This is a genomic window from Alcaligenes sp. SMD-FA (assembly GCF_025960365.1).
In the GTDB taxonomy this organism is placed as follows: domain Bacteria; phylum Pseudomonadota; class Gammaproteobacteria; order Burkholderiales; family Burkholderiaceae_B; genus Alcaligenes; species Alcaligenes aquatilis.
Genome location: NZ_CP110108.1, coordinates 1,350,332 through 1,373,290 on the forward strand (window position 1 = coordinate 1,350,332; position 22,959 = coordinate 1,373,290).

At 57.5% G+C, this 22,959-nt stretch carries 15 protein-coding genes; 13 read left to right on the forward strand and 2 right to left on the reverse strand.

Going from position 1 to position 22,959, the window contains the following annotated elements; all coding sequences use genetic code 11:
* The first annotated feature begins 11 nt into the window (after positions 1-11).
* The 11 genes from OKX01_RS06215 to OKX01_RS06265 all read left to right on the forward strand — a co-directional run bounded on the left by OKX01_RS06215 (position 12) and on the right by OKX01_RS06265 (position 16,779).
* Entirely contained in the window at positions 12-3,230 is a 3,219-nt protein-coding gene (locus OKX01_RS06215; RefSeq protein ID WP_264672619.1) for a virulence factor SrfB, read from the forward strand.
* A gap of 5 nt (positions 3,231-3,235) precedes the next feature.
* Positions 3,236-5,806, forward strand: coding sequence for a putative virulence factor (locus tag OKX01_RS06220; protein WP_264672620.1), 2,571 nt, complete (start codon positions 3,236-3,238; stop codon positions 5,804-5,806).
* The gene (locus OKX01_RS06225) at positions 5,803-6,846 is read left to right on the forward strand and encodes a hypothetical protein (RefSeq protein WP_264672621.1); all 1,044 of its coding nucleotides are present in this window, start codon (positions 5,803-5,805) and stop codon (positions 6,844-6,846) included. Before OKX01_RS06220 ends, OKX01_RS06225 begins: the two co-directional genes overlap by 4 nt.
* Positions 6,843-8,837 (forward strand): vWA domain-containing protein, encoded by a 1,995-nt coding sequence (locus OKX01_RS06230; RefSeq protein WP_264672622.1) that lies wholly within the window; start codon positions 6,843-6,845, stop codon positions 8,835-8,837. Before OKX01_RS06225 ends, OKX01_RS06230 begins: the two co-directional genes overlap by 4 nt.
* A gap of 1 nt (position 8,838) precedes the next feature.
* Complete coding sequence (locus tag OKX01_RS06235; RefSeq protein WP_264672623.1) at positions 8,839-9,552, forward strand: ABC transporter ATP-binding protein; 714 nt, start codon at positions 8,839-8,841, stop codon at positions 9,550-9,552.
* On the forward strand, positions 9,543-10,751 hold the full coding sequence (locus tag OKX01_RS06240) for an ABC transporter permease (RefSeq protein WP_264672624.1): 1,209 nt from the start codon (positions 9,543-9,545) through the stop codon (positions 10,749-10,751). The genes OKX01_RS06235 and OKX01_RS06240 overlap by 10 nt, the downstream gene beginning before the upstream one ends.
* Positions 10,741-12,297 (forward strand): formylglycine-generating enzyme family protein, encoded by a 1,557-nt coding sequence (locus OKX01_RS06245; RefSeq protein ID WP_264672625.1) that lies wholly within the window; start codon positions 10,741-10,743, stop codon positions 12,295-12,297. Before OKX01_RS06240 ends, OKX01_RS06245 begins: the two co-directional genes overlap by 11 nt.
* A 47-nt stretch (positions 12,298-12,344) precedes the next feature.
* The gene (locus tag OKX01_RS06250; RefSeq protein ID WP_042487429.1) at positions 12,345-13,076 is read left to right on the forward strand and encodes a hypothetical protein; all 732 of its coding nucleotides are present in this window, start codon (positions 12,345-12,347) and stop codon (positions 13,074-13,076) included.
* Positions 13,077-13,086: 10 nt separating this feature from the next.
* On the forward strand, positions 13,087-13,593 hold the full coding sequence (locus OKX01_RS06255) for a hypothetical protein (protein WP_264672626.1): 507 nt from the start codon (positions 13,087-13,089) through the stop codon (positions 13,591-13,593).
* Positions 13,594-13,599: 6 nt separating this feature from the next.
* Entirely contained in the window at positions 13,600-15,177 is a 1,578-nt protein-coding gene (locus OKX01_RS06260; RefSeq protein WP_264672627.1) for a vWA domain-containing protein, read from the forward strand.
* A gap of 285 nt (positions 15,178-15,462) precedes the next feature.
* Positions 15,463-16,779 (forward strand): DUF445 domain-containing protein, encoded by a 1,317-nt coding sequence (locus tag OKX01_RS06265; RefSeq protein WP_108727157.1) that lies wholly within the window; start codon positions 15,463-15,465, stop codon positions 16,777-16,779.
* 161 nt (positions 16,780-16,940) lie between these two features.
* On the opposite strand, the gene OKX01_RS06270 is transcribed toward OKX01_RS06265, so the two are convergent.
* Positions 16,941-18,596, reverse strand: a complete 1,656-nt coding sequence (locus OKX01_RS06270; protein ID WP_264672628.1) for a methyl-accepting chemotaxis protein — start codon at positions 18,594-18,596, stop codon at positions 16,941-16,943.
* A gap of 286 nt (positions 18,597-18,882) precedes the next feature.
* Complete coding sequence (locus OKX01_RS06275) at positions 18,883-20,613, reverse strand: PAS domain-containing methyl-accepting chemotaxis protein (RefSeq protein ID WP_230018689.1); 1,731 nt, start codon at positions 20,611-20,613, stop codon at positions 18,883-18,885.
* Positions 20,614-21,020: 407 nt separating this feature from the next.
* On the opposite strand from OKX01_RS06275, the gene OKX01_RS06280 reads away from it, so the two are divergent.
* Positions 21,021-21,956: an NUDIX hydrolase gene (locus tag OKX01_RS06280; RefSeq protein WP_162496925.1), complete on the forward strand. Its 936-nt coding sequence runs from the start codon at positions 21,021-21,023 to the stop codon at positions 21,954-21,956.
* Between the two features lie 94 nt (positions 21,957-22,050).
* Positions 22,051-22,950, forward strand: coding sequence for a carboxylating nicotinate-nucleotide diphosphorylase (gene nadC / locus OKX01_RS06285; RefSeq protein WP_264672629.1), 900 nt, complete (start codon positions 22,051-22,053; stop codon positions 22,948-22,950).
* Positions 22,951-22,959 lie beyond the last annotated feature (9 nt).

Consider the following 22,959-nt stretch of genomic DNA (forward strand, 5'->3'; position numbering starts at 1 on the left):
GCTTGAATCTTATGTTGCCTGAATTACTCAAACACGATGGCTTGGTTACCTTGATTGAAAACACCGGAGTCCAGTTCATGGACTTCGGTTTTGACATCAATGCTCCCACTTTGGGCAGCAAGAAGCTGGGCACCTTGAACCATTCTTTCTTCAGCACGAACGGCCAGAACTGGCGCTTTCTGTTTGAAGGCCTGCAGTTTGGTCAGGAGCAAACCCTGTTCCATCAGCCCGAAGGCGAGGTTGGGGTGTACCAGGGTGGTGGCCGCAATGATCAGGAATGTGATGTCTCTTTGAGCCGTACCCTGGATTTGTTCGATGGCCTGTGGCTGCCCGTGCCCTATGTGCGCTTTGTGGCGCCGCATCGCTTTGACCATGGCCCGGCCAGTTGGAGCCGCCTGCGCGTGGTGCGCCTGGAAACGCCTGATCGCGACGGCAATACGCACCGTATTACGCTTGCCTGCGATACCAGTGTGGTGGACCTGACCGAGGGCGCGGCCTACCTGGCCCCCTTGCGTGAAGATATCAATGCCGGAGCCTTGTTCCGCATTGCCTGCGACAGCGCGCATATGGACTGGTTCCTGAACCGCGACTGGGTTCAGGAATGGTTGCTGGAAGTCTATAAAGACAACGTCAATAAAACACGCAACATCGATTTTGGTGAAGATGTCAGCGCCTTGCACTCGGCACAGCTGCATTTCCTGAATTTGCTCAGCCTGTTTGCGCCGCCGCATGAGTGTGTGGATGGCCGCTCCGAGGCCTGGGTGCGTCTGCCGGACATCAAGGTGCTGGCCGCTAACTGGCAAAGTGAGCAGGTCATTCCTGTTGATTTGGTGCTGGACGTGGGGAATTCGCGCACTTGCGGGATTCTGATTGAAAACCACGGTCAGGACGATTCCGGCTTGCGGCAGAACTATGTGCTGCAATTGCGGGACTTGTCGCATCCACATCAGGTGTACAGCAAGCCTTTTGAAAGTCGCGTGGAGTTTGCGCAGACGGACTTCGGCAAGAACCACTTGTCCCTGAAAAGCGGACGTCCCACCGCCTTTTCCTGGCCCACTTTGGTGCGTGTCGGGGATGAGGCCGCGCGTCTGGCTGCCCGCCGTCGCGGCACCGAGGGTACGACCGGGCTATCCAGCCCCAAGCGTTACTTGTGGGACGAAAACGAATACAAGCACGGCTGGCGTTTCAGTCAGCAGTATGACCGCTCCGATGCAGAACCGCGTGCCCTGGCGGCACCGTTCTCCCTGCATATCGATGAGCGTGGTGAAGCCCTGTATACCCTGGACGAAGACGACCGCCTGCCGGTGTTCGAGCCTTTCTATTCGCGTAGTTCGGTCATGACTTTCATGCTGACCGAGGTGCTGGCCCAGGCGCTGCTGCAAATCAACAGCCCGGCCCAACGGGTACGCCAGGGTCACTCCAACAAGCCTCGCCGCTTGAGCAATATCGTTCTGACCGTGCCGCCCGGCATGCCCTTGGTAGAACGCAGCTTACTGGCTGAGCGTTTGCGTCAGGCCATTGGCCTGCTGTGGACCAGCATGGACTGGTATCAGGGTGAAGAAGACCCTTATGGTCTGGAGCCTTCCGAGTTGGGCCGCATGCCGGAGAACCTGCGCGTGCCTCTGCCCGAGTTCCGGGTGGAATGGGACGAGGCCACCAGCTCTCAGTTGGTATACCTGTTTACCGAAATTACCCAGAACTTTGCCGGCCATGCTGACGAGTTCTTTGATGCGGTTGCCGCTCCCTACAAGGAAGATCGGGAAACACTGACGCTGGGCATTATTGATATTGGCGGCGGTACTACCGATATCGTGATCAGCGACTACACCTTGCGTCGCCCGGCAGGGGCGGGCGGTGGCAGCAACCTGACCATCTCGCCCAAACAGCGTTTCCGCGACAGCTTCCGCGTGGCCGGGGATGACATCTTGCTGGACGTCATCCAGCGTTATGTGTTGCCCGCCTTTGAGGATGCCTTGAGTCATGCGGGCGTGGATGACACCGATGTGTTCCTGTCGCGCCTGTGCGGCAATGAAAAAGCCGATGCCGATAAAGCCGTCTTGCGTCAGCAACTGGCCTTGCAGGTCTTTGTACCGCTGGGCCTGGAGTTCCTGAAACGCTACGAAGCCTACGATCCGCATGAAGACCCGCGCGCCGTCCAGTCCTTGCCGTGGGGCGAGTTGCTGGAGTTCGAGCACTTGCAGGGCGATCAGGCCAATGCACCGCTGTCCCACGCCTCGGCAGGCTCGGCCGATGCCTTGCCACGGGTCTCCAGCAAGGTCGTTCAGTACGTGCTGGACGAGTTGCACAAGCATGCCGGTCAGCGCGTCGATCTGGAATTGGCCAAGGTTGAACAGCCTTTTGATCTGGCCCATTTGCACCAAGGTCTGGTCAGTGGTTCTCTGAATATCAACGATCCCTTGCGCGCCTTCTGCGAAGTGCTGAATTACTACGATTGCGACATTGTGCTGATGGCCGGACGTCCTTCGCGTTTGCCGGGCGTGCAAGCCTATGTGCGCTCGCAAATGCCGGTATCGCCTGCGCGCTTGCTGCCTTTGCACAATTACCGTACAGGCAGCTGGTATCCCTTCCATACCAATGGTCGGATCGACGATCCCAAGAGCACGGCCTCGGTGGGCGCCATGCTGTGCCTGCTTTGCTACAACATGAATATTGACCAGTTCAATTTCAAAGTATCGAATCTGCGTCCACGTTCCACCCTGCGTCATATTGGGATTATTGACTCCAATAATCAGATCAAGGATCAGGACATTGTCTACAAGGACGTGCTCCAGATGGACCCCGATACGCGCGAGGAAATGGTGACGCTGGAAAGTGTCAGCAGTGAAGACTCCGATGGCTACCACCTGCTCATGCAGGGCAGCTATCTGCGTCTGGGTTATCGGCAACTGGATGTAGAGCGCTGGCCCGCCTCGCCCTTGTATTACCTGCACCTGAACGAGAAGGTGCGTCGCCAGATGGCCGATGCGCCTGACGATGATGGCCAACTGCCATCCATGGAAGTGACCTTGATGGTGGACAAGGCGTCCCAAGGTGGTCAAGGCCGCCGGTTGATCAGCGATCGTCTGAAGATCAAGAACTCGGCACCCCGAGACTTCAAACTGAGTGGCGTGTCCAAAGGGGCCGTCCGTATCCAGCTCAACACCATGCTGGAAGCAGGCCTGGGTGATTCTCCATATTGGCTCGATAGCGGGAGCGTAGTGCTCAAATGATGGACATGACGACCTTACAGCAGGATTTGTGCCAGGACTGGCAGAACGTATACCAAGGTGCCGGACAGGCCATTGACTGGGTGATGCAGGCTCGCGCTTCGTCGCAGCGCCTGAACGCGCAGGCCGATAGTCTGGTGCTGGAACTGCGCCGTGCCCGCAATACCGCCCGCAGTCTGGGCGTGGTCTCGGGCCGCCCCATGACGATTGGTTTTTTTGGCCTGTCGCAGGCGGGCAAGTCTTACCTGATTTCCAGTCTTGCCGCCGGTGGCAATGGCCGTCTGGAAACCAATTACGGCGGGGAAACCATCGACTTCCTGCGCCACGTGAACCCGCCAGGGGGCGGTAAGGAAGCCACGGGTCTGGTGACGCGCTTTAGCCGCAATGCCACCGCAGGCCCGGATGCCTATCCCGTCGAACTGCAGATTTTCTCTGAAGTCGATATGGTGAAAATTCTGGTCAATAGTTACTTCAATGACTTTGACAAGGAACAGATCGGCTACACCTTTGCCGCAGACCGCATCAAAGCCTTGATCGAATCGCTCAAGAGCCGTGCCGGTGCGAACGATGCAGGCTTGAGCGCTGATGATGCCGTGTCCCTGTGGGACTACGTGCGCAGCAGCTTTGGCAATACCACTCGTTTGCTGGACAGCACCTACTGGCCGGAGGTCATCAATCTGGCCCCCGCCTTGCGTCTGGAAGACCGGGCACAGCTGTTCTCCATCTTGTGGGGCGAGCAGACTGAGCTGAGCGAGCTTTATATCGGTCTGGCTAAAGTGCTGCAGGCTCTGGGTCACCCCAGCAAGGTTTACGCACCACTGACGGCGCTGATCCGTCGCGAAGGCAATGGCTTTGTGCAGCAAGACAGCATCATGAACGTGGACGTGCTCGAATCGCTGGGCAGTGCCACCGAGAAAAGCCTGAGCGTGTTGCCCGTGCGCGAGCAGGACGGCCAGCCCGTTGTGGCTGCCCAGGCGGTAGAAGTGCCTTTGGCCCACCTGGCGGCGCTGACGGTGGAACTGACCTTCCCCCTGATTGGTGAAACCCAAGGCGGTGGCGTGGACAAGGTGGATCTGCTGGACTTCCCCGGTTACCGCGGTCGCTTGAATATTCGCTCCGTGCAGGATGCCGGTGCCGCTTCGGAAAGCAGCGGTGGCAACCCCGCTTCGCAACTGATTCTGCGCGGCAAGGTGGCTTATCTGTTTGAACGCTATACCGACCAGCAGGAAATGAACGGTCTGGTCATGTGTACCGCTTCGGACAAGCAAAGCGATGTGAAAGATGTAGAGCCTGTGCTGACACGCTGGGTCCATCGCACTCAAGGTGCTACGCCGCAGGAACGTCAGAACCGTAAAGTGGGCCTGATGTGGGCTATTACCATGTTCGACAAACGTATCGGCGCCTCCCTGATTCAGGACGACGCCCAGGTGCGTGATAGCTGGGATGGCTTGATGAAGATGAGCTTCAAAGAGCGTTTCGGCCACTGCGAATGGTTGCAGCAATGGCGTCCGGACCAGCCGTTCTCCAACACCTTCCTGGTGCGAAAGCCTGGCATGCCCACCCCCTTTATTGATCTGGACACTGAAAGCCGGGAGCTATCCATTACGGCATCCGTGGCCGAGAAAATGGGGCGCATGCGTGGCAGCTTTATCGAAAACCCGCTACTGGCACAGCAATTAAGCGATCCGGCCGAAGCCTGGGATGCCATGCTGGCTTTGAATGATGGTGGCATGCAGCGTCTGCGTGCGTATGTGGCCCAGATTGGTGGCCTGGACTTCAAGCTGATGCGCTTGCAGGAACAGTTCCGCAGCCTGCATGACAGCCTGGTCAAGAAGTCCCTGCATTCCTGGTACAGCCAGGACGGCGACCAGCAATCGGTGGTCAAGGAAGCCTTGGCCAAACAGTTCCGCGAGGAACTGCCTGCTTACCGCGCCATTGTGGGAGAGCTGCTGGCTGCGCTTCACCTGCCGCAAGATACCTTGCGTGATCTGTTCCTGAGCCTGGGCTCCAGCAAATCCGAACCCGATGAGCCGGGCGTTCTGACGCAAGAGCAGCCCTTCGAGCAACAGTACGCCGATCTGGTGTACCGCAGTTGGGTCAGCCAGTTGCGCGAGCTGCCCGCCAGCCGTACCAATCAGAACGTGCTGCGCATGCCGGTGGATTTGCTCTCCAGTCTGGTTGAAGAGCTGATTGTGGCCTCGGACCGTTGGGCCTTGCGCGACAAGTTGCTGGCTGTGCTGACCAAGCGCCGTCAAAGCGGCGTGCGTCGCGAGCGTCTGGCCGATCGGCAGGTGTGCAATGTGGCCATGACGGTCAGCGAGTTTGTGACCTGGTTCTACCTGAAAGGCGGCAGCGACGACTTCTTCAAGAGCCCCAAAGCCTTTGGCCAGGATGGCATGCCGGCTTTACCGGCAGAGCCCCAGGACCACGGCGCGCTTTTCTTTGAACAATGGCTGGCCGCTTTGGCACACACCACTTTGCATAACGCCGGTTATGAAGGTGGCCGTGAACTGAGCCTGGAGCAGAACCAGGCCTTGGGACGCATTCTGGAACGATTTACCGATAAGAGCGTGGCATGAAATTAAGATTTAGTTTGCAGGCTTTGGAGCCCGTGGTCCCTGGCCGTGCTCGTTTGTATGTGCGTGATCTGGATGAAGAGCTGGACCTGGGCGAATACGCGATCGCCATTCAGCGCAGTCAGAACAGCTATTACCTGCACTCGGCACAAAGCTGGGATGCGTCCTTGCGCTGGTTGCCGCAACAAGGCTGGACCGAGCATGACGAGGGTATTGCCGTTCTGCTGAACGCCGATATTGTGGATTCGCTGCTGGCCAATGCCAGCGATGCGTATCAAATCACTTTGGCGGAGGCCAACGGCGAAGAGCTGGGCCGCAGCCCGCTGAAGCTGGACAAGGGTATCTTGCCCTCCACAGCCGGTGGCAATGCCCAGGCCATGGAGCTGACCATGCCAGTGGCTGCCGTACCCCAAACGCCTGCTCCGGAGCCTGTTGTTGAAACGCCTCCGGTGGTGGAAACGGTGGCCCCTCCACCGCCAGAACCCGTCAAGGAAGAAACACCTGCCCCCAAGGTAGAGACGGCTGCTCCTGTTGCGCCTCCTGCCAAGAAAGGCGGTATGGGCAAATGGATTGTCTTGCTTGTTCTGTTGTTGATTCTGGCGGGCGCAGCCGGTTACTGGTTCTACAGCCAATCTGCCAAGGACGACAGCCCGGCCGCCCCCGATGCTCCAGAGTCCAGGCCTGCGGTCGTGGAAACAGATAACTGCACCATGGACAAGCTGGCAGACCGTCCTGGCCTGCAATTTGTGCAAGAGTGCGTCAAGGAAAACAAAACCTCCGAACAATGGCTGGCCGTGATTGAAGAAGCCAAAAAGGCGGAACAGTGTGACGTGGCCCAGCGCTTGTACGTGAACAAGGCACAGTCCGGTGATGTAAAAATCGCCATGGCTTACGCCCGTGAATACGACCCCAAAGATCACCAGGCCAATGCCTGCTTTAGCAAGCCCAATCCCGCTACGGCTGCGTACTGGTACGAAACCGTCTTGCTGTCCGAGCCTGATAACGCGCAAGCCAAGGCCCGCTTCCAGGAGTTGAGTCAATGATGATGCGTCCCCTTGTTCGATTCAGTTTGCTTGGTGCTCTCCTGTTGGGCGCAAGCCAGGCACAGGCCGCGGCTCCCTTGCTGCAAGAGGGCAAGAAGGCGCTGTATCAACGTGTTCTGACTACGCCGTCCTGCCGTCTGTTTTCTTCGGAAACGGATCAGCAGGGCAAGCCGGTGCCTGCGTTCAGCCGCTTTTATATTTACCAGCGCAAAGAGCAGGGCGGGGCAGAGCGTGTGCAGGTTGGCCCGGATAGCCAGGGCAAGACCGTAGGCTGGCTGGACAAGGCCTGCACGGTGGACTGGAAAATGCAGCTGACCCTGGCCTTTACCAACCCGGCCAACCGCGATCGCATGCTGTTTTTCCAGGATCGCGCCTTGCTGGAAAAAGTGCTGGACACGCCGGACCCGGCCACTTTGGTGGCCCCTATGCGTCAGGCTTTGCGTAAAGATTCGCAAACAGAGGGCGTATTGGCGCAAGAGCCCGAGTACTTTGTGGATGTGCAGGAACAGTTCTACCTGTTGCCCGTCTTGAGCGGCGAAGAGGTCATGACTGAAAACGGTTTTCGTACCCGTTTGCTGAATGTGGCGTCTGTCACCAAGCACACCGCAGATCAGAAAGAGCCGGAAGCCGCTAAGCAAGAGCCTGAACAGGCTCAGGATCAGGATGCCGCCCAACGCACATCCCAGATCAAGGGCTTTAGTGCGGCCGTGGTCTTTGTGATTGACTCCACCATTTCCATGGACCCGTATATCGACCGCACCCGCGAGGCTGTGCGCAAGGTCTATGCCAAGGTGGAAGAGCAGGGCTTGTCCGAACAGGTCAAGTTTGGCCTGATCGCGTTTCGCTCCAATATGGAAGCCGCGCCGGGCATCGAGTATTTGACGCATGTGTATGCGGACCCCAATACCGTGACCAGCAGCGAAGACTTCCTGTCCAAAGTGTCGGGCTTGAAGCAAGCCAAGGTGTCTACCGTTGCATACGACGAAGACGCTTACGCGGGCGTGCTGGAAGCCCTGGACAAGGTGAACTGGAACAATTTTGGCGCGCGTTATGTGGTGCTGATTACGGATGCCGGGGCGCTGGAAGGCAATAACAAGTACTCCTCGACTGGACTGGATGCACCGCAACTGCGCATCGAAGCAGCCAAGCCCGGTGTGGCAATCTACACCCTGCATTTGAAGACACCATCGGGCAAGAACAACCACGCCAAGGCCGAAGACCAATACCGCGAGCTATCCACTTACGGTGGCACACAGACCTCGCTGTACTACCCGGTTAATGCCGGTGACGTGAACCAGTTTGGCAAGATGGTCGATAACCTGGCGACCGCACTGACCGAGCAGGTCAAAGTGGCTTACCAGGGTGGGGATGCAATTGGCAGTGCAGCGCGTGCCCAGGAGACCGGCGACACCACCACCGACCAGATGCTGACCGATGCCGAGTTGATCGGCCATGCCATGCGCCTGGCTTATTTGGGCAAAACCACGGGCACCACCGCGCCCGAAGTGTTCCATGCCTGGATCAGCGACCGTGATCTGGTGCGCCAGAACATCCCGACAACCGACGTCCGTGTCCTGCTGACCAAAGCTCAGCTGAGTGACTTGAGCGATGTGGTCAAACAGATTCTGGACGCGGCCAACGAAGGCATGATCTCGCCCACCGATATGTTCAACCGCTTGCGTTCCGTGGCAGCGGCCATGGGGGCGGACCCCAGCACCCTGAAGCAAGAAAAGGGCACCAAGCTGGCCGAGCTGGGCCTGATGAGCGAGTACCTGGAAGACCTGCCTTACCAGAGCGCGGTATTGACCTTGGATGAAGACACCTGGACCAGTTGGGATGCTCTGAGCCAGGAAAAATTCATTCGTGACCTGAGCACCAAGCTGCGCTACTACGAGCGCTATAACGCCGATGCGGATCGCTGGGTGTCCTTGGCCGAAGGCGCCGATGCACGTGATGACGTTTATCCCGTGCCTTTGGAGATGATGCCCTGACATGCTCCGCATTCAGCAGCTAGAGGTCTCCCGGGGGCAAGGCCCCCACGCTTTTCGTGTGCAACTGCCCGAGCTTGTTCTGGACGCGGGGCAGATTGTGGCCGTGACCGGCGTGAGCGGTTGCGGCAAAAGCACCTTGCTGGAAACCTTGGGTCTGCTCTTGCGACCCACTCAGGCCCAGGTCTTTAGCTTGGGTAAAGAGAGCAAGGATATCAATGCCTTGTATGCCAGCGGGCGCGAGTCTGAACTGGCTCAATGGCGGGCCAGAAACCTGGGCTTTGTGCTGCAAAATGGTGGTCTGCTGCCGTATCTGTCGGTCTGGGAAAACATGGTTTTGCCGCGCCGCTTGTTGGGCCTGCCCGTCAAGGCGGACCATCTGGACGCAGCCATTGCTACCCTGAAGCTGGAGCGGCTGCTGAATCTGTACCCGTCGGCCTTGTCCATTGGGGAACGACAGCGCGTGGCCTTTTCTCGTGCCATTGCCCACGTCCCTGGTCTGGTGCTGGCCGATGAACCTACCGCCGCTCTGGACCCCGAGACGGCTCACAATGTGTTCCAACTGTTTTTCAGTTTGGCCAAGGAGCTGGATCTGGCGGTCTTGCTGGTCTCGCACGATTGGGACAGCCTGAGCCAGTTCGCTATTCCGCGCTTGCAAGCCAAGCTGGAACCGGGCTTGAGCATTTTTGTCCCCGAGGTTGCCGCCCCATGTTTGTAAACGTCTTTCGTCTGGCCTGGGCCGACTTGCGTTTTGACTGGCGCATCTCTTTTTGCATGGTTGCGGCCATGGTGGCCGTGGTGGCTCCCTTGCTGCTGCTCTTTGGCCTGAAGCACGGTGTGGTCACCCAGTTGCAGCAGGAGTTGCTGCAAGATCCGCGCAACCTGGAAGTGAAGATGTTGAGCAGCGGCAGCTTTGATCAGGCCTGGCTGAACAAGCTGCGTCAAATGCCCGGCGTGGGCTATGCCATTGGCATGACGCGCTCCTTGAATACCCAGGCAGATTTGCGTCTGGACCGACGCCGCTTTCTGGAAAACGTAGAAGTGCTGGCCAGCGCACAGGGCGACCCCTTGTTGCAGAATCAGGCCCGTGACTTGTCTCCCCATGAAATCATCCTGACTCAGGAAGCCGCCCGTCGCTTGAACTGGACAGCGGGCGAGTCCGTGCATTTGCGCCTGAGCCGCCGTCTGGACGGACAGCTGGAGCAGGGCGACAAGGCCATGACCGTGGTGGATGTGCTGGCGGAACACCGCTATTCGCGTCCCGCCGTGTTCGTGGCCCTTGAAACCTTGCTGGCTCTGGAATACGCCCGCGATGGTTTTCAAATCCCCGATTTTTCCATGCTGACCGGCAAGCCTTTGGCCGCCGATATGCCCGTGCTCTACGCCCGCGCTCGTGTCTATGCCCGCACGATTGATCAGGTTGGCGAGGTGGCAAAAGGCCTGGAGCAGCAAGGCATTCCGGTCGCCAGCCGTTACGCCGATATTGACAACGTGCGCGCCATTAACCGCGTGCTGAGCCTGATCTTTGGTGTGATCGCCCTGACCGCCATCGTGGGCTGCGCGGCCTCTTTGGGCGGGGCATTTTTGGCGAACGTGGACCGCAAGCGCAAAGATCTGGCGGTCCTGCGGTTGCTGGGTATTGATAGCGGCGGAGTCATCCGCTACGTGCTGATTCAGGCCATTTTGTTAAGTCTGATCGCCTACGCCTTGGGACTGGGCCTGTACGGCCTGGGCAGTACCTTATTCAATCAACTACTGGTAGGAGATGGCCTCCAGACGGACTTCGTATGTCGCATCACCGTGGCCCATGCCCTGTACGCCTTATTGATGGTGGCGGGTCTGGCGTGTGTGGTGGCGGCAATCGGAGCGTGGCGGGCCGTTCGTGTTCAACCTGCGGAGAGTTTGCGTGAAATTTAATCCTTTGTTCAGTGCAGCCAGCTTGCTGCTGGGTTTCAGCGCTGTGGCGCAGGCAGCGCCCTGGGACGAGAAGTACTACAACCCCAAGCCAGCTGAGGGCGATGTGGTTCTACCCATGCCTTGCGAAGGCGCCATGGTGTTTCGCCGTGTAGCCGTGCCCGTCGCTGGTCCTTTGGATGATATGCGTGTGGTGGTGGGGCAGGAAGCCGAGGAGTGGGGCTATATCGAACACAAGCGCCCCGAGTTCATTGCGGGCAGCTTTACCGATAGCAAGGCCGGTTCGTCGCGGTACTACTTGATGGCCAAGTACGAACTGAACAAGTTGCAGTATCAGGCCATGACGGAAGCCACTTGCCCGACACCCAAGAACACCTTGGTGGTGCCGCAGACCGACATCAGTTGGATGGACGCGGTGCATTTCTCCGACCTGTACAACCAGTGGTTGCGCGAGAACGCGGCCGACAAGCTGCCCAAGGAAGATGGTTTGGCCGGTTTTGTACGTCTGCCTACGGAAATTGAGTGGGAATACGCGGCACGGGGCGGTTCGGCCCTGTCTTCGGCCGAGTTCCGTGATGTGCGTTACCCCATGCCCGAAGGCATGAACGACTACGAATGGTATGCCGGTGCGCAGTCCTCCAACGGCGCTGTTCAGTTGATGGGACGGCTCAAGCCCAATCCGCTGGGCCTGCATGACATGCTGGGCAATGTGGACGAGATCATTCTGGAGTCCTTCCGCTTGAACAAGCTGGATCGTCAGCACGGGCAAGCTGGCGGCTTTGTGGTGCGTGGTGGCAATTTCCTGGCCAAGCCTGAAGCACTGCGTTCTTCGGCTCGTAAAGAGCTGGCGTACTACGGCCCCAAAGGGCCCACACAAGCGAAAACAACCGGGATGCGGCTGGCCCTGGTGTCGATTGCCCTGACTTCGCGCGAGCGCGTGCAGGCTATTGAAAAGAGTTGGCAAGCCCTGGGCACCGAGCAAGGCACGGTGAACCCGAATGAGCCAGCCGAGGAGTCCGCGGTGCAGCGCCTGGGCTCCTTGGCCAGTACGCTGGAAGACGACAAGCTCAAAGCCCAGTTAAAGCAATTGGAAGGGGATTTGCGAGCGGCCAATCTGCGTCAGGAAGAGATGCGTGATCAGGCCATTCGCGCCAATCTGGAGCTGGGCTCGTTCCTGTGCACCAAGCTGAAAGACGATGCGCTCTTCGTAGAATTGCTGCACCGAAATTACGATGCCTTGTGCGAAGCCGATACGGATGACAAACAATGTGCCAGCCGCAAATTGAAGTTGGATGAGCAGGAAGACCGTGTCGCCAAACTGGCCCGCTATTATGCGAGCAATTTGATTGATGCCTCGTCCTTGTACGGGCTGAACTTGCTGGAAAAACAGGTGCCGGTAGAGCGCCAGATGATGGAACAGAACAAGAGCCTCAGTGCCTTGAAACCCTACCTGGAAGTGCATTGGAAAAATCAGAAGGATTATCTGAAAACAGATGCTATTGATATCAATGCCTGGAAAAACAGTTGTAAATCCGTGCCCAACTCGTAAATCACGAGTCAATAAAAACAGACGTACTTCAATTGGAAGAGGAAGTTATGCAACACGTGCGCCGTTTTACCCCTAGAACTTTGCTGGGCAGCCTGATGCTGGGCGTGGCTTTGCTCTCGGGTTGTGCCAGTACTGGCAGTAGTTTGCTGGGCGGTACCCAGGCCGATGATCGTCTGACCAGTGGTCAGGATGCGAAATTCTTTAGCCGCTCGGGCTTTCAGGCGTGTGCCGGTGCCGCAGCGGTGGGCGTGCTGGCTTGCATGCTGTCCAATTCCAGCAATAAAGCGGCTTGCGCGATTATTGCGGGTGTGGCCGCTTGCGGTGTGGCCATGGGTACCAACTACTATCTGGACCAGCGCCGCACGGAATACGCCAATACCTCGGATCGTCTGGCCGCCATGCAGCGCGACGTAGAAGCCGATACGGCCAATATCATTGAGCGCACCAATACGGCTCAACAAGTGATTGCTGACGACAAGCGGCAGATTGCTGAAATCGAAAAGCACATGAAAGAAAAAACGATGGAGAAAAAACAGGCCGAGAAGCAATTGGCCCGTATCGATAAAAATATCGAAGTGCTCAATCGTGATCTGAAAAACATGAATGAAAAGGTCAGCCTGTACCGCGATGTAGCCGAGGCTGAGCGCAAGGACGGTGGCAAGAAGTCCGAAGTCCAGCGCCTGGACCGTCAGATTGACCAGATGAATGTAAAAGTGGCCGTGCTGCAAAAAGAAGTAGACGACCTGTATTCCATGCGTTCCGCCGTTACTTTGGGTTAAAGAGCTTCTTATGCGAGTATTTCTGCGTTGGACCCCCTTGGCTGCCAGCCTCTTGCTGGCCGGTTGTGCCACCACCATGAGCGAATGCGACCCCTTTGATCAGGACGCCGGCTTTTTCACCAAAATCAGTTGCGACACTTCGGGCGCGTATCGCCAGCATATTGATGCGCGCGAACAGGGCTTGCTGAGCGCGCAGGAAGCCAATGCGCTGTTTCATCAGGTCTACAAGGATATTCAGACCCAGCAAAGTCTGAGCAAAGCCAGTCTGGCCCAGCAGCGTCAGGCCCAGACGGCCCTGAACCGTTCCATGGGGCAGTTGGTGCGCAGCTTGCAGGCCAGCAAAGGCAAGGAAGCCGGTTTGCAGAACCAGCTCAAGGACCTGGATAAGGGCCTGAAAGACGTGAACCGCTCTATCGAAGACAATAGCCCGGCCGCGATCGCCCAGAAGCAGCAGCAATTGCAGAAGCTGCAAAAAGACGTCAGTCGCCTGCAGTCCAGTTTGGGTTACGACGAGTAAAAGCCTATGCAGCGCGTCATTCTTGATTCGGTTGGACCATCCTCGGCGTATCAGCAGCATCAGCATGCGCTCAATGTGCTGAAACGCCAAGATGAACCTTTAACGCATCTGTTTTCCACCTATCAGGCTGATGGTTCCGACACCACAGCCTGGTGGACGGGCATGCAGGGCCAGGCCGTGCCCAAAAACAGCTTGTCTGCGGCACAGCAACAGGCTCTGGATGCGCGTTATCAGCAATCGCTGGACCGGATCGAGGTTCTGAGCCGCCAACTGCAAGAGCAGGGGGCGACGCAGGACGCGCAAGCGCTGCAAGCCTTGCTGAAAGATGTGTCGGCCAAAGGGGCGGTTTACAGCGTAGGCGGCAAGCCTTTGCTGGTCATGAGCGAGAACCCGGCGCTGTCGCCCGAGCCCTTGTTCGAGTCCTATCAGAAGCGGGTGGCACCGCCACCGCCTGTGCCACCTGTGCCACCTGTGGTGCCTGCGGCAGCAGCCGTGGGGGCAGGGGCTGCGGCGACGACGGTGGCCACCTCCAAAGCTCGTCCGTGGCTGTGGTTCTTGTTGGCTGCTTTGCTGGCTTTATTGCTGGCGCTGTTCTTGTCGTGGTGGTTCAAGTGGCCTCCGGGCTGGTGGGACAGGGAGGTGGTGCCAGTAGAGCCGCCCGCCGTGGTCAAGCCTGATCCTGTGGTGGAAGAGCCTGTTGTCCCTCCAGCGCCACCACCCGAAGAGCCGGTGGTGCCTGTTCCTGAACCGGAACCCGAGCCAATTAAAGTAGAGCCCGTGCCCGAGCCCGTGGTGGAAGAGCCGCCTGCGCCTCCTCCTGCACCGGAGCCGCCGCCCAAGCCTGAACCCAAACCCAAGCCGGGTCCCAAGGTGTCGTCTGATCCTAACTTTGTGTGTGCTCAGGACGAAAAGGGTGAGGTGCTCAAGCCCGAGGTCTACATTGTTTTTGATTCCTCCATGTCCATGTTGCTGAGCGTCGATGCCAAGATTCAGGACGAGGAGTGGTTCTTCAGTCAGGATCTGGACGATATGGGCTCCTGGAGTGATTACGCAACCCAGCGTGCTCAAACCCTGTTCCGGGGTACGTCGCGTATCGATGCGGCGCGCAGTGCGTTTTCCAGCATGGTGGACAGTTTGCCGGCCGGACAGGATCTGCACTTGGTGACCTTTGCGCAGCAGTGTGCTGCGCCCAATTACCAGGGCCGCTTTACGACTGCCCAGCGTGGACGCTTGAAGAACCTGATCCAGAATATCGAGGCCAAGGACAGTACCAATCTGGTGCAGTCCCTGACTCTGGCTGCGAGCCGGGTGGATGGGGTGAACCGGGATGCATTGATCGTTTTGTTTGTGGATGGCAATGATGGTTGCGATCAGGATATTTGTGCTGTGTCGCGCAGCATTGCGCGTGCCAAGCCACGTTTGCGCATTAACGTGGTGGATATTACCGGGCAAGGTTTGTCGGCTTGCGCGGCAACGGCAACCGGCGGGGTCACGCTGGCTCCGAAGCAGTCTGGTCAGATTGCCAAAGCCCTGCGCGATGCCACAACGGACTTTGTAAAGCGCGCCGAGCAAGCCTGCAAATAAACACCGTTTGATCTTGTGCCTTGATCAGCCTGGGCTCGCCCAGGCTGATTCGTTTCTGGACAGGCAGAAAAAGACAGGGTCACAATAAGGGCCTGATGACTATGTGTGAACTTGCCAAGAGGGCTGAGGTCTGGTTCTGTCCGCATTGACCGTAAGTGAGGCCAAGTTCGCGATGAGATTTCTGTGACAGAACGGGAGGTCTGAAGCTTGGAATCGTTTTCCCCGAGACTTGGCTCCGCACTATTCAATACCGCTTTTGCGCTGAACTACGCATAGACTGTGACAATGTCTACCTCCCCCTCTCGTCCTGATTCCCCCGAACGCCGCCTGCGTCGCATGAAGCGCAGCGCTTTGGCCTTGCTGGCGCTGACTATCTGCCTGTTCCTGCTCAGTCACGCCATGATGCGGCAAGGCGAGGCGGCACCTATCGCCGCATTCTGGCCCTGGCTGCGTGCTTTTAGCGAAGCCGCCACAGTCGGTGCGTTGGCAGACTGGTTTGCTGTCGTCGCCTTGTTCCGCCACCCGCTGGGTCTGCCGTTTCCACATACTGCGATTATTCCCAACAAGAAAAACAGCCTGGGTGAAAGCCTGGGCGTCTTTGTGCGCGACCACTTTCTGGACTCCGCCATGCTGCTGGAAAAGCTGCGTAGTCTGGACCCGGCGGCGCGCTTGGGGCAGTGGCTGTCGCAACCCGAACAAAGTGAACGTGTCAGCCGTGCCTTGCAAACCGCTATGGGTGAGGCTCTGCGTTTGCTGGACGAGCGCAGTGTCAAACAAGCGCTGACCGATGGCGTGCGCGGCTATTTGATGCGGGTGGATATGGCTGGCTCCAGTTCCCAGATTCTGGGGCTGCTGACACGCAATGCCCGGCACCAGCGCCTGCTCGATGAGGTCTTGCAGCAATTGGGTGGCTATCTGTCCAATGAGGCGGTCAAGCAGCGCGTGGCCGATGTGTTGGTGCGCTACGCCCAGCGTGAATGGCCCAAGCTCCTGGCCATGGTCGGAGTGGTCACGTCGGTAGATGAGCTATCGGGAAAAATGGCGGACCGTCTGGCGCGTGCCCTGGTGGACGAAGTGCAAACCATTTTGAGCGAACCCGAGCACCCTTTGCGCAAGGATTACGAGCAATGGGTACACGACTATATTCAGCGTTTGGGTCAGGACCCGGAGTTGATGGAGCAGGTGGAGGCCATCAAGCAGCGCTTTTTGCACCATAAGGATGTGGGTGAGTACATTGATGGTGTCTGGACGGATGTCATGCGAGTTGTACGCAATGACCTGGCCAAAGAGGACTCTTCTGTGGCGGCCCATCTGCGTCAGGTCGCTCAGGATTTGGGTACGCGCTTGAATACGGATGCGACGCTGCGTGAAACCTTGAATGAACATATGCTGTCCGCGGCAGCGGGCCTGGCCGAGCAATTGCGCGAGGGGGCCAAAGACCATATCGCGCGCACCGTGCGTCAATGGGATGACAGGCAACTGGTGCGCGAGCTGGAGCTGACTGTAGGTACGGATCTGCAATACATACGCTTTAACGGCACGGTGGTGGGCGGCTTGGTTGGTGTAGGCCTGCACGCGATCCTGTTATTGGGTCTGGTTTAAAAAAGAGCCTGCTAGATCAGCCTTATGCGAACGCCTTGGCCGTGTTTGGAAAACATAACAGGGCATTGCTGATCAAGATGGGCTTAATCCACGGCCTTGTCGAATGTGGAATATAAGGGGGGCAGAGAGACGTTCGGCACTTTGCCCCCCAATATTTTTTATCAGGCCACTTTCAGCAAGGGCACAGGCTCCTGGGTGGCATTCGGATCAGGGACATACGTGGAGCGGCTAGCCACACCCGTATTCAGCAGTTGAATGGACAGTTTCAGCTCTTGTGCCTGGCGACTTAGCTCGTGGACGGTCTCTCCCAGGCTGCGGGCCAGATCGGCATTGTCGTTGGTGTCATTGTCCATGGTGGAGACGGCATCGTTAATCTGTGCTAAGCCGCTGGCTTGCTCATTAGAAGCCGTGGAGATCTCGCTGATCAGATGCGTGACATCCGAGACCGATTGCATGATCTCATCCATGGTGGTGCCGGCGCGTTTTGCATGATGAGCACCAGTTGCCATGCGGGCCAAGGAATCTTCCACCAGGGTTTTAATTTCCCCAGCGGCCTGTGCGCTTTTTTGCGCCAGGCTGCGTACTTCACCAGCCACCACCGCAAAACCCTTGCCGGCCTCACCGGCCCGAGCCGATTCCACGGCGGCATTCAGCGCCAGAATATTGGTCTGAAACGCCAGCCCTTCAATAATTGACACAATATCGCCAATACGTTCGGAGCTATTGTGGATGTCCTGCATGGTGCTGACCATATCCTGGACCACTTCACCTCCACGGCGCGCATTGGACAGGCTTTGGTCGGCCAACTGATTGGCCAGTCGGGCATTGTCTGCGGTTTGCTGCACATTCATGGTCAGTTGCTCCATGTTTGCAGCTGTGCGTTGCAAGGAGCCGGATTGGGCGGCGGTACGGTTGGATAACTGGCGGTTGCCGTCTGCAATTTGCGTGGAGACATCCAACGAGGCCTGAATGCCTTGATGCACGTCGGTGGCCAGGCTCAGCAGGCTTTTGCGCATCATATCCATGTAAAAGTACAGTTGCGCAATTTCCTGGCTGCGGGTGTGTTGCGGGTTCAGGTCGATCAGCAAATTGCCAGTCGCAATTTGCTGGGCGATATGGGTGGCACTGTGCAGGGGCTGCATCATGCGCTGGGTCACAATCCAGCCATAGGCCAGCGTGGCTAGACTGACTACCCCCAGGCAGGCTAGCCCGGTTGTCAGATAGGTGCCCGAGGCACCACTGCCCAGGAGCAGGCCAACGCTTAGGCTGACCAAGGCGCCTGTTAGAACCCCGAAGCGCAGCAAGCTGGCGCGCAGGCTGCGGTTCAAGGGCTGCAACAGGGTGCTCAGGGCAGAGCGCCAGCCTCTGGCTTGCAACTGGCCTTCATGCAGACGAAAGCCGCGCAGCCCTTGTTGCTGGATGGAGTGGTACAGATATTCTGCTTCTTTGATTTCTTTGGGCTGGGCGCGTACTCGTACCGAGGCATAGCCATTGACGCGGCCGTTTTCGATTAGAGGAATGACGCGGGCCTTCACCCAGTAAAAGCCGCCGTCTTTGCGGCGGTTCTTGATCAGCCCCGACCAGGATCGTTGTTGCTTGAGGGTCTGCCATAAATCCTGAAAAATCACGGCGGGCATATGGGGGTGGCGCACGATATTGTGGGGAGCCCCGATCAACTCATTGTGGCTGTAGCCGCTAACCTCGATAAAGACCGGATTGGCGTAAATGATGCGCCCCTTCAGGTCTGTTTTGGAGATTAAATAGGTTTTTTCGGGTACCTGTGTTTCATGAGACGTAATGGCTTGATTTTCACGCATGATCTGGCCCTGTTAAAGACGTAGGCGGAAAAGGACAGATCATTATGTTGCATATCGACTCAATTTTGTTACCTAGTATTTGTATTAGAGTCTAAATGTTTCATTGTGATGACATGCAAAACCCAGGGTTCCAGGGGTAGGGTTTTGTGTCTTAGTTAGTTGATTTTATTATTGATTATTTTTTTCAGGGATGTCGGGTTTAAAACTCGATCCCAGATTTATTGTTTTGTCTAGCTGTCAGTTGTGTCAGGCTCGGTGAGGGAACCGCCGAGCCTGATTTTATGGTTTAGCGGCGAATCGCTTCCAGGCGGGCGTTCGCTGTTTTGGCACTTTGAGCCTGAAAGGGGGGCGTGTTCTGGTAAGACAGCACCTGCATGGTGGGCGCCTTGCTCAGTTGGGTCAACGCGGGGGCATTTTGGGTGGTTTCGGCTGAACCGGTATTCAAGGCCTTGATCGCGTCAGCCAGTTCGGACGCTTCCGTGGCCAGATCGCTCATGGTGTTGCCCAGATCCTGCACCAAGGCTGCATTTTGCTGGGTGACTCCATCCATCTTGGCCATGGCTTCGTTGATCTGATCCAAACCGCTGGCTTGTTCGATCGAGGCGGTGGAAATCTCGCCAATAATGTCGGTGACGCGTTTAACCGAATCGACGACCTCACCCATGGTGTCGCCCGCGCGGGCGGCTTGCTCGGCACCCACGGCCATGCGGCCCACCGAAGCATCAATCAGGTTTTTGATCTCGCCTGCGGCTTGCGAGCTTTTCTGGGCCAGACTACGCACTTCACCGGCCACCACAGCAAAACCACGGCCTGCTTCACCAGCACGGGCTGATTCCACGGCCGCATTCAGCGCCAGGATATTGGTTTGGAAGGCAATGCCTTCAATCACGGTGACGATATCGCCAATACGACGCGAGCTGTCGTGAATGCCTTGCATGGTCTGCACTACTTCATTGACCACTTCGCCACCCCGTTGGGCAATCTGCATACTGGCATCGGCCAGTTGGCTGGCTTGATTGGCGTTGTCGGCGTTCTGGCGTACGGTCACCGTCAGCTCTTCCATGCTGGCGGCGGTTTCTTGCAAGGACGCGGCCTGATCCTCAGTGCGCGAGGCCAGATTGGTATTGTTCACTTCCAAAATGCGCGCAGCATGGATAGAGGCGTCAATGCCGGCGCGGGCGTCGCTGGCAATCCCCACCAGGCTCTTGCGCATCAAATCCAGACAGAAGTAAAGCTGACCAATTTCCGAATTGCTTTCGCTGGAGTTCAGGTCAATGTCCAGTTGCAGGTTGCCGGTCGCAATTTGTTGAGCAATCAGAGAGGCTTGGTCCAGGGGGCGGATCACGCGTTGGGCAATCAGCCAGCCGTAGCCCATCATCACGGCACTGGCCAGACACAAGCCGCCCGTCAGCCACAAGCCCGAACCTTGGGGAACTCCACCGGTCAGGGCGAAGTATAGGGCCGTGCCGGTGGTCGCCAGCGCCAAGGTGCCCATGCGGAACAGGCTGGCACGCAGGGAATTGCTGAAAGGGCGGCGTAGTTGGCTCAGGGCTTTGCGCCAGCCTGTGGGAACGGCACGGCCTTCATGCAAGCGCACGCCCTTGGCGCGTCCTTCATTGATGGCGGCATACAGGCTTTCTGCCTCGTCGATCTGTTCCTGGCTGGGCTTGACGCGCACGGATGCATAACCGGCCACTGTGCCATTTTCATAAATGGGCACCGCCATGGCGTACACCCAGTAAAAGCCACCGTCTTTGCGACGGTTTTTGACCACGCCCATCCAGGGGCGTTTGCTTTGCAAGGTATCCCAGAAATCCTGGAAGGCCTCGGGCGGCATGTCGGGGTGACGGACCAGATTATGAGCCTTGCCAACCAGCTCCTCACGGGTAAAGCCGCTGATTGCAATAAAGGCCGCGTTCGCGTAGGTAATCCGACCTTTCAGATCGGTCTTTGAAATGAGGTACTGATCGGCCCGGACGCGAACCTCGTCCTGGGTAATGGGGAAATTCTTACGCATTCATCATCCTGGAGGAGAACAAAGGGGGCGCGGGGGGCCGTCAAGCCCGCATGGACCATGCAAAAGGCATAGGCTTCGGTTTGTCTGGAAACAAGCTAAATTGTCAAAAGCCTTATATTTTTGCGAATGGCGGAGCAGAACAAAGCGTGAAACTGTTGTCTGATCAGGCCTCTGACTGAGCGCTTGCTTGTCATTTATGGCAAACACATACAGTTCAAACGCTTAACGGCAGCCAGGTTCATTTCTTTAGGCTTAGATGTTCATGAATGATAATTTGATCATCTGAAAATAATGTACTGACTGTATTTGCCGGTAGTATGGCTGTCGTCAACCGGAGCAGGGCGGGCCTCGCTTATAATCCGCCAGACGCGCACTGGCGCGATTCAGAAGGAGAATATGTGAGCGATATGCAGGAACCTGTAGTCAGTGCGGAACTGGTGGCTGTTTTGGTGGCTGTCAGTGACGGTGAGCCTCGTGTTTTGACCACGGATGCCGGACAGGCCTTGCCCGCCGGACCGTTTCAGCACACGCACCGTTCTTTGCAAACGGGGCTGCGCGATTGGGTGGAAACCCAGACTCATCACCCGGTAGGGTATGTGGAGCAGCTATATACCTTTGCAGATAGGGATCGTTTTGATGCGCAGGGCATGCGTATTGTGTCGGTCAGCTATGTCGGGCTGACACGTGAAGTGGGTCAACCGGATGTGGCCCAGGTGATCTGGCAGGATTGTTACCGCTATTTCCCGTGGGAAGACTGGCGCGACGGCGCGCCCAGCATTATTCAGAGCACCATCGTGCCTGCGCTGCTGAACTGGTGCGAGCAGGATGAGTCCTTGCGCGCCTTGCGTCGTCAGCGAGTCAATTACAGCTTTGGCCTGGAAGGGGCAATCTGGAACGAGGACTTTGTCTTGCAGCGCTACGAGCTGCTGTATGAGGCGGGCTTGTTGCCCGAGTCCTGTCGCCGTCGCCAGCGTGAACAGCAAGAGCTGGGCAAGCATGATGAGCTGGGTCTGGGCATGCGCCACGATCACCGCCGTATTCTGGCCACTGGCTTGGCGCGTCTGCGTGCCAAAATCAAATACCGTCCCGTGGTGTTTGAGCTGATGCCACCAGAATTCACCTTGTTGCAATTGCAGCAGGCTGTGGAAGCTTTGGCTGGGCGGGGACTGCATAAGCAAAATTTCCGCCGTTTGATCGAGCAGCAAGCTTTGGTGGAAGAAACTGGCGCCATGAGCCTGGGAGGGTCAGGCCGACCCGCCAAGCTGTTTCGCTTCCGTGGGGACGTTTTGTTTGAGCGCGCCATTTCGGGCAGTAAATTGCCGCTGGCCAAACAAGCCCGCTAAAAATTGGGCCGATGGCTTGACAGTGCTTATGCTCAGGAATAGCATAAATGCACCGTGCCAGTAGGCCTTATTTTTAGTAATTTAAATACTCATAATGAGCATAACAAATGCCCCCGAGCCGGCAGCGCAAGCTGCACAGACACGAGCTCACCGTATCCCTGCCTTGCCCGACGTCATTCTTGAGCCTTTGGTGCGCGCCACTTTGCAAGAAGACTTGGGCCGCGCCGGTGATTTGACGACGGATTCCATCGTTCCTGCAGCAACACGCACTCAGATGCGTTTGCTTGCCCGAGAGGAAGGCGTATTGGCGGGTCTGGATTTGGCGCGTTTGGCGTTCACCTTGTTGGACCCTACGCTGCGCTTTGAAGCTCAATTGCAAGATGGGGATGCCTTGACGCCAGGTGCACAGATTGCGGTCATCAGCGGCTCGGCCCGTTCCATGCTGACGGCAGAGCGTTGCGCCTTGAACTTTCTGGGGCATCTAAGTGGCGTGGCATCGGCAACGGCCTCCATCGCCCGCGCGATTGCGCCTTATGGCACCAAAGTCACCTGCACCCGCAAAACCATGCCAGGCCTGCGTGCCGTGCAGAAATACGCGGTGCGGGTCGGTGGTGGTAGCAACCATCGCTTTGGTCTGGATGACGCGGTACTAATTAAAGATAACCACATCGCTGTGGCCGGAGGCGTCAAAGCCGCCGTGGAAGCGGCCCGTGCGTACATTGGTCATCTGGTTTGCATCGAGGTGGAAGTTGACACCCTGGAGCAACTGGACGAGGTGCTGGAACTGGGGGTGGACAGCATTCTGCTGGACAATATGGACACCGTAACCTTGACCGAGGCCGTGGCCCGTGTGGCAGGCCGTGCCAAAACCGAAGCCTCTGGCCGTATCACCCCAGAAACAGCCGTAGAAATTGCCCGTTGCGGTGTAGACCGAATTGCAGTGGGCTGGATTACGCACAGTGCCCGTGTACTGGATATTGGTCTGGATGCTTGAGTAGAGAAA

Bases quoted from the DNA above. Each gene is read 5' to 3' on its own strand.
- OKX01_RS06215 (WP_264672619.1), top strand. From the start codon at position 12: ATGTTGCCTGAATTACTCAAACACGATGGCTTGGTTACCTTGATTGAA.
- OKX01_RS06220 (WP_264672620.1), top strand. From the start codon at position 3,236: ATGACGACCTTACAGCAGGATTTGTGCCAGGACTGGCAGAACGTATAC.
- OKX01_RS06225 (WP_264672621.1), top strand. From the start codon at position 5,803: ATGAAATTAAGATTTAGTTTGCAGGCTTTGGAGCCCGTGGTCCCTGGC.
- OKX01_RS06230 (WP_264672622.1), top strand. From the start codon at position 6,843: ATGATGATGCGTCCCCTTGTTCGATTCAGTTTGCTTGGTGCTCTCCTG.
- OKX01_RS06235 (WP_264672623.1), top strand. From the start codon at position 8,839: ATGCTCCGCATTCAGCAGCTAGAGGTCTCCCGGGGGCAAGGCCCCCAC.
- OKX01_RS06240 (WP_264672624.1), top strand. From the start codon at position 9,543: ATGTTTGTAAACGTCTTTCGTCTGGCCTGGGCCGACTTGCGTTTTGAC.
- OKX01_RS06250 (WP_042487429.1), top strand. From the start codon at position 12,345: ATGCAACACGTGCGCCGTTTTACCCCTAGAACTTTGCTGGGCAGCCTG.
- OKX01_RS06255 (WP_264672626.1), top strand. From the start codon at position 13,087: ATGCGAGTATTTCTGCGTTGGACCCCCTTGGCTGCCAGCCTCTTGCTG.
- OKX01_RS06260 (WP_264672627.1), top strand. From the start codon at position 13,600: ATGCAGCGCGTCATTCTTGATTCGGTTGGACCATCCTCGGCGTATCAG.
- OKX01_RS06265 (WP_108727157.1), top strand. From the start codon at position 15,463: ATGTCTACCTCCCCCTCTCGTCCTGATTCCCCCGAACGCCGCCTGCGT.
- OKX01_RS06270 (WP_264672628.1), bottom strand. From the start codon at position 18,596: ATGCGTGAAAATCAAGCCATTACGTCTCATGAAACACAGGTACCCGAA.
- OKX01_RS06275 (WP_230018689.1), bottom strand. From the start codon at position 20,613: ATGCGTAAGAATTTCCCCATTACCCAGGACGAGGTTCGCGTCCGGGCC.
- OKX01_RS06280 (WP_162496925.1), top strand. From the start codon at position 21,021: ATGCAGGAACCTGTAGTCAGTGCGGAACTGGTGGCTGTTTTGGTGGCT.
- nadC (WP_264672629.1), top strand. From the start codon at position 22,051: ATGAGCATAACAAATGCCCCCGAGCCGGCAGCGCAAGCTGCACAGACA.